We start from the raw sequence: 16,782 nt of genomic DNA on the forward strand, positions 1-16,782 counted from the left end.
ACCACAATGCTTGAACGCCGGGATTTAACAGCAGGGCAAACACCCAACACGCATCTGGTTGGCCTACTCAGGGAGGTATCCTTTTTCGCGGCCCTCGACGAAAACACGTTGCAGCAACTGGCCTGTGTGGCGCACCGTTTGACTTATGCGCCTGGCGAGATGATCTTTCTTGAAGGTGAACCCTGCGCCGGACTTTACATACTCGATCGCGGTCGCTGCAAGATCTTCAAGACCTCGATCGAGGGCCGCGAACAGACCCTGCAAGTCGTGCTGCCGGGTAACTTCTTCAATCATGTGGCTGCCCTGGATGGTGGCCCGAACGCGGCCAACGCGGTCGCGCTCGATGATGTGGTGACCTGGGCGATGGCGCGTGAAGATATCAAGGCTCTGGCGTTTCAATATCCGGCGTTGGGTTGGGTGTTGTTAGAACATGTCGCCCATCTCGCGCGCTTCCTGGTCGGCATTGTGGAGGACCTGGGGCTGCGCCCGGTCAAAGCCCGCCTGGCCAAGCTCCTGTTGGAAGAAGCTGAGCGCAGCCAGCAGGGGGAACTGGACCGCGATCTCCTGCTGACGCAGCAGGAGATCGCGGCTCGCCTGGGCACGGTGCGCGAGATGGTCGGTCGCGCGCTGCGCACCCTGATGGATGACGGCGCGATCCAGATCGAACGGCACCGCATCGTGATTGTGGATCGAGAGATGCTGAAACAACTGGCGATGTTGTAGCTACAAACCAGAAGCCCGTTTCCTGCGAGGAAACGGGCTTCTGATCGGCTTATTCGAAGATCCAGCGGTCGTTGGCACGGCCATACGCGGCCAGTTCGTCAGGGCCGAACCAGAGGGCGATCTCGGCCGCGGCGGTCTCCGGCCCGTCTGAGCCATGCACCAGGTTGCGCCCGATTTCCAGGCCAAAGTCGGCGCGGATCGTGCCCGGTTCGGCGTTGACCGGGTTGGTGGCGCCCGTTGTCTTGCGCGCCACCTCGATAGCGCGCCTCGCCTCCAGAACCATCACGACGACCGGCCCGGAGGTGATGTATTCGATCAGGCCGGCGAAGAACGGCTTGCCCTCATGCACCGCATAATGCTGACGGGCCAGGGCCTCGCTCACCTGCATCAGCTTGAGTCCGACGATTTTCAGCCCGCGCTGTTCGAAGCGGCCGATGATGGGGCCGACCAATCCCCTCTGCACGCCATCTGGCTTGATGATAATCAAAGTACGTTCCACGACAAACATCCTCTCTTGTTGGTTTTACTCCTGGTGCGGCCGCTGCGATCGTCATTGACCCCCGCCCCCCGGCCGCGTTGCCAGCGTATGGTAGCCATGCATGCCTGTTTAGGCAAATTCGCTTGACTTGGAGTTTTGCCCGTAGTCATGCTATACTTGCCGTTGCCTCCTCGGTGTCAATCTCTCATCTTCTCACGATTGCAGTCCCGCGACACCGATGAACGGCGGTCGTCTGACCGACTGCTGAGAACGCACGAGACAACAGAAGAACAGGAAAAAGGAAACGAACGATGCTCAACCTCGCTCATATTCTGGAGTTCAACCTGGGGCGCAACCCCGACAATCTGGCGATTATCTTCAATGACCGCAAGATGACCTACCGGGAATTGAACGGCGCCGCCACCAAATTTGCTGACGGACTGCGCCAGCTCGGCATCAATCCGGGTGACAAGGTCGCCCTGATGATGCCGAATGTCCCCTACTTCCCCATCGCCTATTATGGCATCCTCAAAGCCGGCGCCACCGTGGTGCCCTTCAATGTGCTCTTCAAGGGTCGTGAAGTGGCCTATCACCTCAAGGATAGCGATGCCGTCGCCCTGGTCGGTTTCGAGATGTTTACCCAGCCTGCGTATGAAGGTTTCCAGGCTGTGGATTCCTGCAAGAACCTGATCATCGCCACCGCCGACCCGATGGGGCCTCTGCCGGTGACCGGTGACGGCATCAAGCATTTTTCCCACGTCATCGCCAGCGGCTCGCCCACATTCGACACCGTGCAGACCATGCCTGATGACACCGCGGTCATCCTGTACACATCAGGCACGACCGGCCAGCCGAAGGGCGCCGAACTGACGCACGCCAATCTCTTCTTGAACGCGTGGATCAGCCAGCAACTCCTGGGCTGGCGTCCCAATGATGTCTTCCTGGCCACCCTGCCCCTGTTCCATTCGTTCGGCCAGACCGTCATCATGAACAATGCCATCATGGGTGGCGCGGCCATCACCCTGCTGCCACGCTTCGACCCGGCCGCCACGCTGGGCATCATGCAACGCGACAACGTGACGGTCTTCGCCGGCGTGCCCACCATGTACTGGGCGCTGCTCGCCTACCCCAAGGCGTCCGACTTCGACCTGGAAAAGATCAAGAGCAGCCTGCGCATTGCGGTCTCCGGCGGCGCGGCCCTGCCGGTGGAGGTTCTCAAGGGCTTCGAGGGCAAGTACCAGGTGCCGATTCTGGAAGGCTACGGTCTGTCAGAGACATCGCCGGTGGCTTGCTTCAACCATGCCGATCGCCCGCGTAAGGTGGGTTCCATCGGCAATCCGGTGTGGGGCACCTGGATGCGCATTGTGGACATCGAAGACAAGCCCGTTGCAGCCGGTTCGGTGGGTGAGGTGGTCATTCGCGGTCACCACGTCATGCGCGGCTATTACAAGCGCCCCGAAGCCACGGCGCAGACGATTCGCAATGGCTGGTTCCACAGCGGCGACCTGGGCCGCATGGATGACGAGGGTTACTTTTACATTGTGGATCGCCTGAAGGAGATGATCATCCGCGGTGGGTTCAACGTTTACCCGCGCGAGATCGAGGAGTATCTGCTGACCCATCCGAAGGTTTCTCTGGTGGCTGTGGTTGGCGTGCCGGACGAACGCCTGGGCGAAGAAGTCAAGGCTTACGTCGTGCTCAAAGAAGGCCAAAGCGCCACCGCGGAGGAGATCATCGAGTTTGCCAAGATCGGACTGGCCGACTACAAGTATCCGCGTCAGATCGAATTTCGCACCGCCTTCCCCATGACCGCCACGGGCAAGATTCTCAAGCGCGAGCTGATTGAGTCCTGATCTAAAAATGTCTCCACGCAGGCCGGGCGACTGCAAGTCGCCCGGCCTGCGCGGGCTGTGCCCCAGGACTGAAATGCCCCTCCCCGCGGCGCCACAGGGGTAGGCGCCAGCGCTCTTCGCCGGGAAAGCGCAGGGAACCTACGGCGCCGATCTGCCGTCCCATGAGTGCAAACCGGTATGTGCAGGTACACGGTGCAGTCTGCCATGCCTGTGACGGGGAGGAGGGAAGAGATGAATGCGAAAACAGAGAGATTCAAGCAGACCCCGCCGGCGTCCGCCGGACGGCCGGTCGCCCGTAGGAACCGGCGCTGGGCCTTGTGGGCCAGTCTGCTGCTGGCGCTGCTCAGCCTGACCGGCTGCAGCAATCTGCGTGACATCTGGGGCCGGCGCGCAACGCCCACCGTGCAGCCGACCGCAACAGCTGTGCCATTGATCCTGGTTGAACCGGACGCCGGCGCGCCCGGCGCAGTCATTACCCTGCGCGGCGAGCGCTGGCGGCCGGGTGACACGATCTTCATTCGTCTGCAAAATCCGCTGGCGGACCAGGGCGGCATCCCCGACAGGGCGATGGCCGTCGCCACGGTGCAGGACGATGGACGCTTCCTGGCCGGCTTCACCTTTCCCGACGAAGTGCCCTGGAACAGCCTGCCCAGCGTGCTGATCGTGACGCAATCGCAGGCCACCGGCGAGCGCGTTTCGATGGTGTGGCGCGTACAGGCGGCTGATGCTTCCGCGACGCCGATGATAACGTCCACCCCGACCGGCCTTCCGCCCCTGGTCACCGCAACCCTGACGCCCACGGCTACGCCCTGGGTGATTACGGCCACCCCGACGCCCTGGGTCATCACCGCCACGCCGACGCCGACTGCGGCGCCGGTCACGGCCACCTCCACACCGCTGCCGGCTACGGCGACGACCACCCCGCCGCCGGCCACCAGCACCGCGACCCCCATCCCGCCCTCGCCCACGGTTGGGCCGTCCTACTGGCGCGGGGAGTATTACACCAACCGGGACCTGATGGACAACCCGTTCCTGGTGCGCAACGATGCCAGCATCAATTTCAACTGGGGCAGCGGCGCCATTGCACCGGGCCTGCCGGCGGACAATTTCTCCGTGCGCTGGACGCGCAGTCTCGATTTCACTGCCGGCGTTTATCGTTTCCACATGACCGTAGATGACGGCGCGCGCCTGTTCGTGGACGGCGCGCTGCTCATCAACGAATGGCGCGACGGCAGCCGCCGTGAACTGACCGTGGATCATGCCCTGGCCACGGGCAACCACGCGCTGCGCGTCGAATACTACGAGGCCACGGGCGAGGCCCTCATCGTCCTGTGGTGGGAAGCGCGGCCGGCCGTCACCAGCACACCGCCGCCCACCGCCACGCCCACGCGGCGTCCAAGCGCCACGCCCACGCGGCGGCCCAGCGCCACACCGACGCGGCGGCCCAGCGCCACTCCCACGCGCACACGCACACCAACCCCACGGCCCCTGCCCACCACCACCGCCGAGATGCGGCCCACCGAAACCCCCACGCCCACCGCGCTACCCCTACCGACGGACACGCTCACGCCGCTGCCCAGCGCCACCGTGCTGCCCCTACCGACGGACACGCCCACGCCGCTGCTGCCGACGGATACGCCGACCCCGCTGCCAACAGATACGCCCACGCCGCTGCGGCCGACGGACACGCCGACCCCGCTGTCGCCAACAGATACACCCACGCCGCTGCGGCCGACGGACACGCCGACCCCGCTGCCAACAGATACGCCCACGCCGCTGCGGCCGACGGACACGCCGACCCCGCTGCCAACAGATACGCCCACGTCGCTGCCGACCACCGAGACGCCTACGCCGACGGCAACCCAGGCGCCCACCGAGACGCCGACCCCGCTGCCGCCGACGGATACGCCCATGCCTGGTGCGCCAACCCGCACGCCGACCAGGCGTCCACCCACGGCCACGCGCACCGCGACGCCGACCGCCACGCCGGTGCTCGCAGCGCCGGCCCTTTTCAATGAGCTGTTGACCGCGCCGCGACGGGTAGATTGGAATCACGATCGGCGCATCAACGACCAGGATGAGTGGATCGAGCTGTTCAACCCCGGCGCGACTGAGGTCAATCTCAGCGGCTGGCACCTGGACACGGGACGCAACAGCACCCGTTACCGTTTTGCGGGCGCGTTTCGCATTCCGGCCGGCGGCTATCTCGTGCTGTTCCGCCGGTCAACGCGGCTGGCGTTGAACGATCGCGGCGGTACACTGCGGCTGCTGCGGCCTGATCTCAGCGTGGCTGCCAGCATCAACTTCCCCGCGCTCGGCCCGGATGCCAGCTACAGTCGGGACGACGCCGGCGCCTGGCACGGCGACTGGGCGCCTTCGCCGCGCGCGGCCAACAGCCCGGGCCTGCCCACGCCGCCCCCGGTCATCACCACTATGCCGGAGCGGCGTTAGCCGGACGCGGCAAGACGGTTGTCAGGAATCAAGTCATCATGGTACAATCGAGTCCCATCCGATTTCGATGTCGCGTTTGAAAGGTACACTTGATGAGCGAGTTGATCTTGTCCATTAGTATCGAGCCGTTGGAAGAAGGCGGTTATCTCGCAACCAGCGATGATCTACAGGGACTGATTGCCCAGGGTCGCACGATGGCGGAAACCCTGGAAATCGCGCAGGATGTGGCGCGCAAGTTGATCGAGTCTTATCTGGAGCACGGGGATCCGTTGCCTCCGAAGGTCGCCGCTGCACTTCGCCAAACGCAGCGCCGAACCAGGATCAGAATTCCGGTGGGCTTTGCTCCTGAGGCAGTTGGGGCATGAGCCGGCTGCCTTCGCTCACCTATCGTGAGGTAATCGCTCGACTGCGCCGGGCTGGGTTCGTGTTCGACCGCCAGGCCAAAGGGAGTCACGAGATCTGGTACAACCCAGAGACTCATCGGCGCACCACGGTACCGAACCATCCCGGGGAGATCGCGAAAGGAACGCTGCGCGCCATCATTCGAGAAGCCGGCCTGTCGGTGGACGATTTCCTGGCATAGCGCGCACGCTACCCGTCAAGATGAACACCATCTTACTGAGATGATTTCATCACTGCACACGAGGCTGGCGTCTCATAGACGCCAGCCTCGTGCGCGTCAAGCGGTGGATATGGTCAGCCACGCGTCCGCCGGCGCTCCGTACGGCCGGAACTTCTCCAGGCGTCCTTCATCCTCGCTGTAGAATAAGGCGCGATAGGGGCCGAGCTTGCCGGCGGCCGGGGTGTCGAGCAGGGCGGACGAGTCCTCAGTGCTCATCTGGAAGGCCACGCGCAGGCCGAACTCGCGCAGGATGCGGCGATCGAGCGTGCGGTTGAGATTCGTCATCGTGTCGCACCAGACCAGCGTGTGGATGCCCACATCCGGGCCTTCGCGCAGGATCGTGGCGAACTGCTGCGCGGGGCTGGCCGCGGCCGGCGGCGCGTCGAACGCGGCGAAGCTGCCGAGACCTTCCTCCTGGCGCAGGTCACGCGCACGTTGCAGGCCGTGGATAAACAGGAAGCGCGGCCGGCGGGGCGTGACCTCATCCTCCATGCGTCGCGTCACCTCCGCGGCCAGCTCATCCAGCAGCGCGGGCAGGTGACGGCGCTTGCCCAGCGTGATCGGCCGCGGCAGCCGGGTCGCCAGCCGCGTATAGAAGTCGGCGTTGGCTTCGTCGGCCTGGCTGAAGTCCAGCAGGGTGATGGCCGCGGCATCGCCGGTTGGCGTCTGAGCCGCCAACGCCATCAGGGCCGCGCTGAACAGGCCGAACGCCGCTTCTTCGTTTTGACCGACGATCAACAGGTTGGCGCCGGCCTGCTTGCGGAAGGCCGCGGCCAGCGGGTCGCGGATGGCAATCGGGTCGCCCAGCCAGGCCAGCGGCGCTTTGGCGTCCAGCGGTTTACCGGCGAGCAGTCCGGCGAGCGCGGCATTCTTTTCGATCTGCGCCGGCGCGTTGCCTTCGAAGATGATGGGCGGGGTGTAGCGGCCCAGTTTTTGCGTGGCGAAAGCCTGCAGCTCAGCCAGCAGGACCGCGCGGCGCTCATCGTTCAGGTAGGCCACCTGGAAGGGGTTGTTGCCTTCGGGCCGGCCGTTGGCGTTGTTGTAGATCGCCTGGCCGGGTCGTTCCAGCAGGCGGGCAGCCGGATTGTCATCGGAGAGGATCAGCCGCGAGTCGGCGTCAGAGCATTGCAGCGCGATGCGCACGCCCATCTGATCCACCGTCGTGCGTGGCAGCGAGTACGAACCCCCCAGCGTTTGCGAGGCGAGCAGAACGTGGATGCCGAAGCTGCGGCCCTGGCGCACCAGTTCGTCCAGCAGCTGCGTGGCCTGGCTGGCGATGGCGTCGTCGTCGCTGAAGAAGACCTGGAATTCGTCCACCAGCAGCAGGATGCGCGGGAGCGACCTCGCCTCATCCCCCCTGACCCCCTTCCCCTCTCCTCGCAGGAGAGGGGAAGGGGGAGAGAGCTTCGCCCGGTAGTCGGCCAGGGATTTGGCGCCCGTGGCGTTGAAGAGCCTGCCGCGGCGGTCGGATTCGGCTTTCAGGCCTTGCAGCACGCTGAGGCCAAACTCGCGCTCGCTCTCGATGGCGACCACGCGCGCGTGCGGCAGCAGGCAGCGGGCGTAGTCCTGGAACTCCACGCCCTTCTTGAAATCCACCAGGTAGAGCTGCACCTCGTCCGGGCTGTAGGTGAGGGCCAGGTTGGTGATGATGGTGTGCATCAGGGTGGATTTGCCGGAGCCGGTCTTGCCGACGAGCAGCGCGTGATGCGCAGTGCCCCTGGCGCCGAGCTCCAACTCCTGCACTTTGGTCGCGCCCGACGGCCCCAGCCTGACGCGCAGACTTTCGGCCGTCGTTGCGCTGGCGTCCCACCAGCGTTCGCGCGGAGGCGCGATGCGCTCGAACGGCACCTGGACCACGCTGGCCTGCTTGGCGCCTTCGCCCGCGGCCTTGATGATGCGGTCGAGCAGCGCGGCCGGCGGCGGCTCGTCCAATGTCAGCGTGAAGTCCTGGAAATCAGGATCGCGCCAGCGCCAGGCCGCGCCGTCCCAGGCGATGACCGTCGCTGCACTCTCCAGGTCGGCCAGGTTGAAGCCGTAGGGCAGCGGCTTGCTCGTGTCCACGAGGACGATGGCATAGACGCCGCAGCGCGGGCCGTTCTGCGCGATGCTCACCAGCCGCCGCGCCGAAGCCTCGGTGAAATTGGCCGGGAAGTCGAAGACCAGCAGCACGCGGTACGCCTCGGCCACCTCGCCGGCCTGCGCGTTGTACTCCTCGATGGTCGCGAACTGGTTGCGCAGGTACTTCTGGATCACGTTCTCCATGTGCTCGGCCAGCGCGGCCAACTGCGCCTCGATCTGCATCGGCTCGCTCCACGCCTTGCCCGTCACCAGCGCCTCGTCGTAGTCCGCCAGGTGCATGAACGGCGCTACGTTCTGGCCCAGGCCCACCGGATCCACGAAGGTGAAGCGCAGCTTGCCCGGCGGGATGGTTGCCAGCAGCCGCGTGGCGAGCGATTGAATCGCGCGGGCCGCAGCCGGCTTGGATGCGGGGTCGGCTTTGAGAAGGACGGAGGTCGCGCCGGGGAGGTGGAGGAGCGCGGGAAGGCGGAAGTCCTGCACCGGCTTTGGCGCCACGAGGTCGCCCAAGCGCGTGATGCCGATCGCGTCGGGCTGGTGCGCGCCGTCGCCGAATTGCGCCCACGGCAGGCCCGTAATCGGCAGACGCAGCGCCTTCAGGGAAGTCATCAGCCCTGCTGCTCGCTGCGACACGGCTGCATTGGCAGTCTTCGTTTTTGTTTCGTACTCTGCGTCAATCGCTTGAACTCTGCGCGCGTGGTTTGCCTGGATGCTTTGCAGCGCTTGGGCATGCGCCGCCCTGGCACGCGCACCCACGACGGTTACTGCCGAAGCCAGGGCATTCTTTTTCTCTGTTGACTTTTTGTGGAGATAGGTAAACAGAACAACAAGGCAAACGGAAATAACCACGCAAACAAGGGCAAATAGATCCCTATCGTTCATATTGATGTGGTCTCCTGGGCCATGATACAAACTGCTTTTGTGGTAGTACGGCTCTCATACCACGAGTTCCGCCTCGATGCCAAGTTCTTTCAGCTTCGGGATTATCTCGCGGGCCAGCCGCAGACTGTAGATGTCCTTGTCTCCGGCTTCTACCAGCCCTTCACCGCTGAATCCTAGAATCTTTTTCACTTCCGCTTGGTTGACATCGGGCGGAGTATCCATGATCCTCAAGCGAACTGTCTTATCTACTAAGCCAGCATGAATGCGTTCTATCTCTGATTTGCACTTTGTTAGTGTCCGTACTGGATCTATAATCGGCATCAACGGAGGGGTTTCAACGACTGCGTCGGATGCCTTAGCGCCCATGTGTTTGACTACGGCGCGAGCACCTTGCTCAAGCGCGAGGAATTTTGCGAGACGGGCATCGCATTGCCTGTTCGCATGCAGACGCGCTTGTTCTGCGGCGGCTATCTCATGGGCCCGTGTAGCCGCCATGGCATCCAGCGACTGCTCATTCTGACGGCGTAATTCGCGTATCGAGCGGGCAAGTTCACGGTGCTGAACAATCAGATTGGGTGTGGTCATCAGTATCCTCCGAGTGATTGTGGGGTGCGGGCGTTTGGAGCATGAATGCACGCGGGCGTTTGGAGCACGAAGCCACGAAGGATCGCGAAGGCCGCGAAGCACGAAGGGCGCGAAGGCGTTTGCCACGGGGATACACTTCGCGTCCTTCGCGCTTCGTGTGCTTCGTGTCACTTCGCGTCTTCGTGATCCAAACGCCCGCGTGCTCCAACATCTCACTTCACCGCGCGCTGCGCCCTGGCGACAACCTGCGCCAATCGCTCCAGACTGCGCTGCGCGGCCTGCGTCTGCTGCTCCAGCGGCTGCCAATAGTGCGCCGCAAAATCGTCGTGTACCTGGTCGCTCCAGGTTTCACCGGTGGCATCCCAACGGGCCTGCAGCAGCTTCCAGGCGGCGTCGAGATCGGCGGCGTGGGCGGAAAGGGTGGTCATGAGTTTATTACCTTTGCCGGGATCGTCGTCCAGCCCAGTTCCTGTGCGACCGCCAGCCGGTGGTAGCCGTTGAGCACCCGGTAGCGGTTGCCGACTCGTTCCAGGACAATGGCATTGTCACCGTAGAAAACCCGGTAGATGTTGTAGTGGCTCTGCGCCTCTGTCGTGCCTCCCTCCCGCGCCTCCTGAGCCGCGTCGTAAAGCCATTGATCGGTTGCACCCTGGCTGATCCAGCGGCGTACCTGCGTCAGCTTCGCAAACCCTGCGACCATCTCCGCCTTGGATACTTTATGGTAGTCGGCTTCGTCACGCACCGGCGAATCGTCCAGGTCAATCATGTTCAAGAGAATGTCGCGGATGTCGGGATGGAATTCTTGCAGGGTGAGTTCCCGGCCAGACGAGTCTGGCGCCCCGGCTCCGGCGGAACCGTCCTCGCCTGCCCGCCTCATGGCGGCGCCGATGACCACCCCGGCGCCAAACGCCAGCGCGCCGGCCAGTACACCGCCGGCCGTGATGCCGCCTGATGCGTACGACCGCAGCACGGTGACCTTGCTGCGCAGCACTTCGATGGATTTGACCGTCTCGGTCTGCAAGGTGACGCGCAGGCGGCTGGCATCGCGGGCGTAAATTTCCGCTTCGGCCTGGACCGCCTGCCGCGCCTGGGTCGCCATGCGCTCCTCGGCCTCGGCCTGTGCCAGGCGGCGCCGCGCGTCGAGAAACGTCAGTTCTTCACGGCCGCACGAGGGCGGATGGTCGCGGTCGCCGGAATTCAGGCAGCGCTGGTAGGCCGCCAAAGTCAGTCGCACCTCCTCTTGCCGGCGCTGCACCTCGCCCCGCCAATGGCGTTGGCGCTCCTCCAGCCAGTCGAGCGTGCGCTGCACCTCGCGGGCGATCGCGGCCAGCGTGGCCTGCGCCTGGTCGGCGTAGCGAACCAGGCCGGTCTGCAGCTCTTCGAGGGCGTCAATGGCGCGGACTTCGACGGTTGGGGACATGGTGTGTGTTAGCGCTGCGACAGATACTCGCGCAGACGGCTGGCCTTGCGCAAGAGGAATGGGATATGCTCGTCAGAGGAGTGCATGAACTGCGCCAGCACGCGCATCGTCTGCTCGAACTCCTGGCCGTACTTCTGGTGCTCCTGGTCGCGCCAGGTGTCGCCCAGTTGGCGAAATTGGGCGTTCAGACGTGTCATGCTCTCTTTGAGTTGGCCGTTGAACTGCTTGAGATCGCGCGCGAAGCGCTCTAGCTCTTCAGGGTTAGCGATGGCTTGGGACACAGCGGATGCTCCTTTTTCAGGCGATGCAAAGGAACGATTGGATGCGGCGCTATTGTAGCTGGTTTCTTTTATTTCGCAAATCAGGCTTAGTCTGACCGGGCTGCGGGCGCAAGGATGAAGATACGGGCCTCACCTCAACCCCCGGCCCCTTCTCCTCTCCGCGCGGCGGAGAGGAGAAGGGGGGGAGAGGAGGTGCGTCTTTGTAGGGCCGGCCTCCTGGTCGGACGGCGTCGGCGCAGGGAAGCGTGACCTGCCGCAGAGGGCGTCGTCACGCCGGAGACGTGACCTACGGGTGGGGGGGCGCTATTCCAAGTTTAGCAGATGACACTCTCCACGGTACTGACCGCATCCGGCCCGCTGAGCACATCGTAGGCGGTGTCGGCGCCGCTGCCGCCCTTGACCGTGTCCAACGCACCGTCGCCGCCGCAGCCGCCGCCGGCGTAGAGGATGTCGTTGCCCGCGTCGCCAAACACCTTGTCCGCGCCGGCGCCGCCATCGAGGGTGTCGTTGCCAACCTGTCCAGAGAGGGTGTCGTCGCCATTGCCGCCGTACATGATGTCATCGTTCGGCCCGCTTTCCGTACCGCCAACCAGCGTGTCATTGTCATCACCGCCGTTCATGGTGTCGTTGCCCGCGTTGCCGTAGATCGCATCGCCCCCGCCATCCCCAGCCAGCAGATCGTTGCCATTGCCGCCGTTGATCGTGTCCGCACCCGCACCGCCGGCCAGGGTGTCGCTGCCATTGTTGCCGTTCAAGCGGTTGGCGTTGCCGTCGCCGCTGATGACATCGTCGAAGTTGGAGCCGTTGACATTCTCGATGGTCCCCACCACCAGCACGTCGCTGTTGCCAAACCCGTCGTTGCTCGCCGCACCCGCGCCCAGGTCAAGGGTGATGCCCGCCGGCGCGACCTGGTAGGTGGCCGTGTCGTTGCCCGCGCCGCCGTCGAGGGTGTCGTTGCCATCGCGGCCAACCAACGTGTCGTTGCCGTCACCGCCGTTCAGGCTATCGTCGCCCTCTGCACCGGCCAGGGTGTCATCGCCCACGCCGCCGGTCAGGGTGTCATTGCCGGCGCCGCCGCGCAGCAGGTCGTTGCCCGCCCCGCCTGTCAGTTGATCGTTACCCACTCCGCCGAACAGCATGGAAGGGCGGGGCGCCGTCAACCCAGAGGCATCAACGCTGTCATTGCCGCCGTGCGCGCGCACCGACAAGGCCGTCACATCGCCGGTCGCATAGGCATAGCTGCTGCCATTGAACGTCACGTTGCTGATCGTTCCATCGCTGCTGACCGTCAGGCTGTCATCCGTGGCATCCGCGCCATGCACATAGACCGGGGATGCGCCCAGGTGATAGACCCCGTCGAAGACCGCGGTGTGGCCCAGCGAGGAGACCGCCAGCAGATAGTAGTCCCGGTCCGTGTCCACCACCGGCAGCACGATTTCGGTACCGAGGGCGAACTGCTTGCTGCCCACGGTTGCGGCCGGCACGATCGTCACCACCGACGTGCGTTCATCGCCGCTGCTCAGCACGGTATCGTCCGAGACGTAGAAGCTCACGCTGAAGGACTGTCCGGCCGTGGCGGTGGTGTAGGTGATGATGCCGGTGGCGAAGCCGTTGGCCGTGAAGCTCAGCGGCGCGCCTGGTGTGGCGTGGGGGTAGCCGTCGGCGTAACGGTTGGGGTTGGCGTGATCGTCGGGGTGCGGGTCGGCGTGCCTGTGGCCGTGGGGGTTGCCGTTGGGGGTGGCGGTGGGCAACGGCGGGGCGCCGATAGCCGCGAACAGCGAGAGGTGACTGATGGTCACAACCAGGCGATTATTGACAGTGTCACGCTCGATGAGTGTGATGCCGGCGGGAAGACCACTGGTTGGCGGCGGTGTCGAAGTAGGAGAGCATCAGGGTGTTCTCATCCAGCCCGACCAGGTCGCTGTCGGCATAATCCAGGGTGACGGTGACGGGCGCCAGGAAGACGAAGCCGGGCTGCAACACGCTGTTGACCGAGGCGTCCAGGGTGAAGGCATGCCCAGCAAGCTGGAAGCCGACCGGCGCCGATGGCTGAGAGCCGACTTCCTGCATGGTCAGCGTGGTGGTCTGCGTCACCGCATCGCCGGGAACCTGCACCGTGATCTGCATCCCGGAGGTCGCGGTGTAGGTCAGGGTGGCTGCGACGCCGGCGTCAACCACCACGGTGGCGATAGGGCCGGGCGCAGCGGTCGGCGTAGCTGTGGGCGTTGGGGTAACCGTGGGCGTTGGCATGGCTGTGGCGCAGCTGCCAACGGCCAACCCACCGCCATTGGTGGCCGCATAGACGATATCGTTGACGAAGACGCCGCGAACGTCGTTGCTGCCCAGACCGTTGGCGGTGGTGCGACGGGTGAAAGTGGCGCCGCCGTCGGTTGACGCATAGAGGCCACGACGGGTGGCGGCGTAAACAGCGCTGCCAGTGGCCGAGACGCCGCCGACGTCGTTGTTGGTCGAGCCGGAGTTACCGAGCTTGTTGACAAAGGTGGCGCCGCCGTTGGTCGAGATCGAAAGGCCCGACTGCGTGCCGGCATACACCGCGTTACCGCTCACAGCGGCGGCCAACACCAGGTTACTGCCCAGGCCGTTGGCGGTGGTGCGGTTGCTGAAGGTCGCTCCGCCATCGGTCGAGATGGAGAGGCCGGCGGTGGTGGCGACGTAGACCGCACTACCGTTGGCGGCCACGCCGTTGACGTCGTTGCTGCCCAGGCCGTTGGCGGTGGTGCGGTTGCTGAAGGTCGCACCGCCATCGGTGGAGATAGAGAGACCGCCCGCGGTCGCCGCGTAGACCGTGCTGCCGTTGGCGAACACGCCCTTGACGCTGTTGTGGCCGAGACCCGCGGCCGTGGTCTTATTGATGAAGGTGCTGCCGCCGTCGGTCGAGATCGCCAGGCCGCCCAGGGTTGCGGCGTAGATCGTGCTGCCCAGGGCATGGACGCCGCGCACATCATTGTGGCCCAGGCCGTTGGCGGTGGTGCGGTTGACGAAAGAAGCGCCGCCGTTGGCGGAGATGGCCAGGCCGTTGGCGGTTGCGACATACACCAGGGCGCCATCGGCGTAAGCGCCCCAGGTCTGGTTGCTGCCCAAGCCGTGGGCCGTCGTCCTGCTCGTAAACGTTCCGGGCGGGCTGGCCTGACAGACGGGCGGCGTCGGCGTCGGCGTTGGGGTGATCGTCGGCGTGACTGTCGGCGTGCGCGTCGGGGTTGCGGTCGGCGTGCGCGTCGCCGTTGGCGTAGATGTGTCAGTCGGGGTGGCCGTTGGCGTCGGGGTTGGCGTGTCAGTCGGCGCGGCCGTCGGGGTGGGCGTTGGCGTCGCAGTGGCAGGCAGCGGGGTGTCGGTCGGTGTGGCCGTTGGCGTCGGTGTATCGGTCGGAGTCGCGGTCGGCGGCACAGGCGTGTTGGTCGGCGTGGCCGTCGGTGTGCGAGTCGGGGTCGCGGTCGGCGGCACAGGCGTGGCGGTCGGGGTGGCCGTCGGCGTCGGCGTGTCGGTCGGGGTCGCGGTCGGCGGCACAGGCGTGTCGGTCGGCGTGGCCGTCGCTGGCATCGGGGTATCGGTCGGGGTCGCGGTCGGCGGCACAGGCGTGTCGGTCGGCGTGGCCGTCGGTGTGCGAGTCGGGGTCGCGGTCGGCGGCACAGGCGTGTCGGTCGGCGTGGCCGTCGCTGGCACCGGGGGATCGGTCGGGGTCGCGGTCGGCGGCACAGGCGTGGCGGTCGGGGTCGCGGTCGGCGGCACAGGCGTATCGGTTGGGGTGGCCGTCGGCGGCATCGGGGTATCGGTCGGGGTCGCGGTCGGCGGCACAGGCGTGTCGGTTGGGGTGGCCGTCGGCGGCACAGGCGTGTCGGTCGGCGTGGCCGTCGGGGTGTGAGTCGGAGTCGCCGTCGCCGTGTTCGTTGGCGTGACGGTCGGGGTCGCCGTCGGGGTGTGAGTCGGAGTCGCCGTCGCCGTGTTCGTTGGCGTGGCGGTCGGGGTCGCCGTCGGGGTGTGAGTCGGAGTCGCCGTCGCCGTGTTCGTTGACGTGGCGGTCGGCGTGGGCGTCGGCGTGCGAGTTGGGGTCACTGTCGGCGTGTCCGTTGACGTGGCGGTCGGCGTACTCGTCGGCGTGGGCGTCGGGGGGCCGCAACCGCCGATGGACAAGCCGCCTTCCGTGGCGACATAGACCGCGCTGGCCGTGACATGAACGCCATAGATCTGGTTATGACCCAAACCGTCCGCAGTGGTCTTGTTGGCAAAGCTGCTGCCGTCGGTCGAGATAGACAGGCCGATTGCCGTCGCAGCATAGATCGTGCTGCCGCTGGCATAAACGCCATAGAGGTAGTTGTCTCCCAGCCCGTTGGCAGTCGTCTTGTTGGCGAAAGTACTACCGCCATCGGTCGAGATGTACAAACCGTTGCTCCGCGTTGCCGCATAAATCATACCGCTGCCGGCATATGCTCCGGTAACGTACCTACCGCCCAAGTAATTCGTGAAGGTGGCGCCGCCGTCGGTCGAGATGGACAGGCCGCCATAGGTCGCGGCGTAGACCGCGCTACCGCTCACATACACGTCCGTGACATAGTTGCTGCCCAAGCCGTTCGTGGTGGTCCGGTTGGTGAACGTAGCCCCGCCATCGGTCGAGACCGATAGGCCGCCTCCCCATGTCGCCGCGTAGATCGTGCCGCCGCTGGCATAGACACCCTTCACCCAGTCGTTGCCCAAGCCGCCGGCGGTCGTTCTGTTGGTGAAGCTGCTGCCGCCGTCGGTGGAGATGGACAGGCCGCTCCCCGTCGCGGCATACACCATGCTGCCGCTGGCGTAAACGTCGCTGACCTGGTTGCTGCCCAAGCCGTTGGCGGTCGTTCTACTGACGAAGGCATTGCCGCCGTCGGTCGAGATCGCCAGGCCGCCGCCATAGGTCGCAGCATAGACCGTACTGCCGCTGACATAGACGCCAAGGACATTGTTGTAGCCCAAACCGTTGGCAGTGGTCTTGTTGACGAACGAAGTGGGCGGAATGAGTTCGCAAGCGAGCGCCGACGTATTGGTTGGGGTCACCGTCGGTGTGGGCGTGTGGGTCGGCGTGCTCGTCGCTGTGGGCATGGGCGTCCGTGTCGGCGTGCGAGTTGGAGTCGCCGTCGGCGTGTCCGTTGACGTGGCGGTCGGCGTACTCGTCGGCGTGGGCGTCGGGGGGCCGCAACCGCCGATGGACAAGCCGCCTTGCGTGGCGACATAGACCGCGCTGGCCGTGACATGAACGCCATAGACCTGGTTATGACCCAAACCGTCCGCAGTGGTCTTGTTGGCAAAGCTGCTGCCGTCGGTCGAGATAGACAGGCCGATTGCCGTCGCAGCATAGATCGTGCTGCCGCTGGCATAAACGCCATAGAGATAGTTATCACCCATCCCGTTGGCAGTCGTCT

At 65.1% G+C, this 16,782-nt stretch carries 12 protein-coding genes; 5 read left to right on the forward strand and 7 right to left on the reverse strand.

Annotated elements, in window-relative coordinates; all coding sequences use genetic code 11:
- Positions 1-6 precede the first annotated feature (6 nt).
- The gene (locus IPM84_05165; protein ID MBK9092157.1) at positions 7-723 is read left to right on the forward strand and encodes a Crp/Fnr family transcriptional regulator; all 717 of its coding nucleotides are present in this window, start codon (positions 7-9) and stop codon (positions 721-723) included.
- A gap of 49 nt (positions 724-772) precedes the next feature.
- On the opposite strand, the gene ndk is transcribed toward IPM84_05165, so the two are convergent.
- A complete protein-coding gene (gene ndk, locus IPM84_05170; protein ID MBK9092158.1) occupies positions 773-1,222 on the reverse strand; it encodes a nucleoside-diphosphate kinase in 450 nt (149 codons plus the stop codon).
- Between the two features lie 290 nt (positions 1,223-1,512).
- Here ndk and IPM84_05175 point away from each other — a divergent pair, with 290 nt between their 5' ends.
- The 4 genes from IPM84_05175 (at position 1,513) to IPM84_05190 (ending at position 6,088) form a co-directional block, all read left to right on the forward strand.
- Positions 1,513-3,054, forward strand: coding sequence for a long-chain fatty acid--CoA ligase (locus IPM84_05175; protein MBK9092159.1), 1,542 nt, complete (start codon positions 1,513-1,515; stop codon positions 3,052-3,054).
- A 231-nt stretch (positions 3,055-3,285) separates the two neighbouring features.
- Complete coding sequence (locus tag IPM84_05180; GenBank protein MBK9092160.1) at positions 3,286-5,505, forward strand: lamin tail domain-containing protein; 2,220 nt, start codon at positions 3,286-3,288, stop codon at positions 5,503-5,505.
- Positions 5,506-5,597: 92 nt separating this feature from the next.
- Positions 5,598-5,870 (forward strand): type II toxin-antitoxin system HicB family antitoxin, encoded by a 273-nt coding sequence (locus IPM84_05185; protein ID MBK9092161.1) that lies wholly within the window; start codon positions 5,598-5,600, stop codon positions 5,868-5,870.
- Entirely contained in the window at positions 5,867-6,088 is a 222-nt protein-coding gene (locus IPM84_05190; GenBank protein MBK9092162.1) for a type II toxin-antitoxin system HicA family toxin, read from the forward strand. The genes IPM84_05185 and IPM84_05190 overlap by 4 nt, the downstream gene beginning before the upstream one ends.
- Before the next feature lie 96 nt (positions 6,089-6,184).
- On the opposite strand, the gene IPM84_05195 is transcribed toward IPM84_05190, so the two are convergent.
- The 6 genes from IPM84_05195 to IPM84_05220 form a co-directional block, all read right to left on the reverse strand.
- On the reverse strand, positions 6,185-8,812 hold the full coding sequence (locus IPM84_05195) for a hypothetical protein (GenBank protein ID MBK9092163.1): 2,628 nt from the start codon (positions 8,810-8,812) through the stop codon (positions 6,185-6,187).
- Positions 8,813-9,139: 327 nt separating this feature from the next.
- Positions 9,140-9,670, reverse strand: coding sequence for a hypothetical protein (locus IPM84_05200; protein ID MBK9092164.1), 531 nt, complete (start codon positions 9,668-9,670; stop codon positions 9,140-9,142).
- A gap of 212 nt (positions 9,671-9,882) precedes the next feature.
- A complete protein-coding gene (locus IPM84_05205; GenBank protein ID MBK9092165.1) occupies positions 9,883-10,098 on the reverse strand; it encodes a hypothetical protein in 216 nt (71 codons plus the stop codon).
- Positions 10,095-11,090 carry a ParB-like nuclease domain-containing protein gene (locus tag IPM84_05210; protein ID MBK9092166.1) on the reverse strand — a complete coding sequence of 332 codons (996 nt, stop codon included), beginning with the start codon at positions 11,088-11,090 and terminating at the stop codon, positions 10,095-10,097. The genes IPM84_05205 and IPM84_05210 overlap by 4 nt, the downstream gene beginning before the upstream one ends.
- A gap of 8 nt (positions 11,091-11,098) precedes the next feature.
- Positions 11,099-11,371 (reverse strand): WXG100 family type VII secretion target, encoded by a 273-nt coding sequence (locus tag IPM84_05215; GenBank protein MBK9092167.1) that lies wholly within the window; start codon positions 11,369-11,371, stop codon positions 11,099-11,101.
- A gap of 314 nt (positions 11,372-11,685) precedes the next feature.
- The gene (locus IPM84_05220) at positions 11,686-13,170 is read right to left on the reverse strand and encodes a hypothetical protein (protein MBK9092168.1); all 1,485 of its coding nucleotides are present in this window, start codon (positions 13,168-13,170) and stop codon (positions 11,686-11,688) included.
- Between the last annotated feature and the right edge of the window lie 3,612 nt (positions 13,171-16,782).

Source organism: Candidatus Amarolinea dominans (assembly GCA_016719785.1).
In the GTDB taxonomy this organism is placed as follows: Bacteria; Chloroflexota; Anaerolineae; order SSC4; family Amarolineaceae; genus Amarolinea; species Amarolinea dominans.

Bases quoted from the DNA above. Each gene is read 5' to 3' on its own strand.
- IPM84_05210 (MBK9092166.1), bottom strand. From the start codon at position 11,090: ATGTCCCCAACCGTCGAAGTCCGCGCCATTGACGCCCTCGAAGAGCTG.
- IPM84_05195 (MBK9092163.1), bottom strand. From the start codon at position 8,812: ATGACTTCCCTGAAGGCGCTGCGTCTGCCGATTACGGGCCTGCCGTGG.
- IPM84_05165 (MBK9092157.1), top strand. From the start codon at position 7: ATGCTTGAACGCCGGGATTTAACAGCAGGGCAAACACCCAACACGCAT.
- IPM84_05175 (MBK9092159.1), top strand. From the start codon at position 1,513: ATGCTCAACCTCGCTCATATTCTGGAGTTCAACCTGGGGCGCAACCCC.
- IPM84_05205 (MBK9092165.1), bottom strand. From the start codon at position 10,098: ATGACCACCCTTTCCGCCCACGCCGCCGATCTCGACGCCGCCTGGAAG.
- IPM84_05180 (MBK9092160.1), top strand. From the start codon at position 3,286: ATGAATGCGAAAACAGAGAGATTCAAGCAGACCCCGCCGGCGTCCGCC.
- IPM84_05190 (MBK9092162.1), top strand. From the start codon at position 5,867: ATGAGCCGGCTGCCTTCGCTCACCTATCGTGAGGTAATCGCTCGACTG.
- IPM84_05200 (MBK9092164.1), bottom strand. From the start codon at position 9,670: ATGACCACACCCAATCTGATTGTTCAGCACCGTGAACTTGCCCGCTCG.
- IPM84_05185 (MBK9092161.1), top strand. From the start codon at position 5,598: ATGAGCGAGTTGATCTTGTCCATTAGTATCGAGCCGTTGGAAGAAGGC.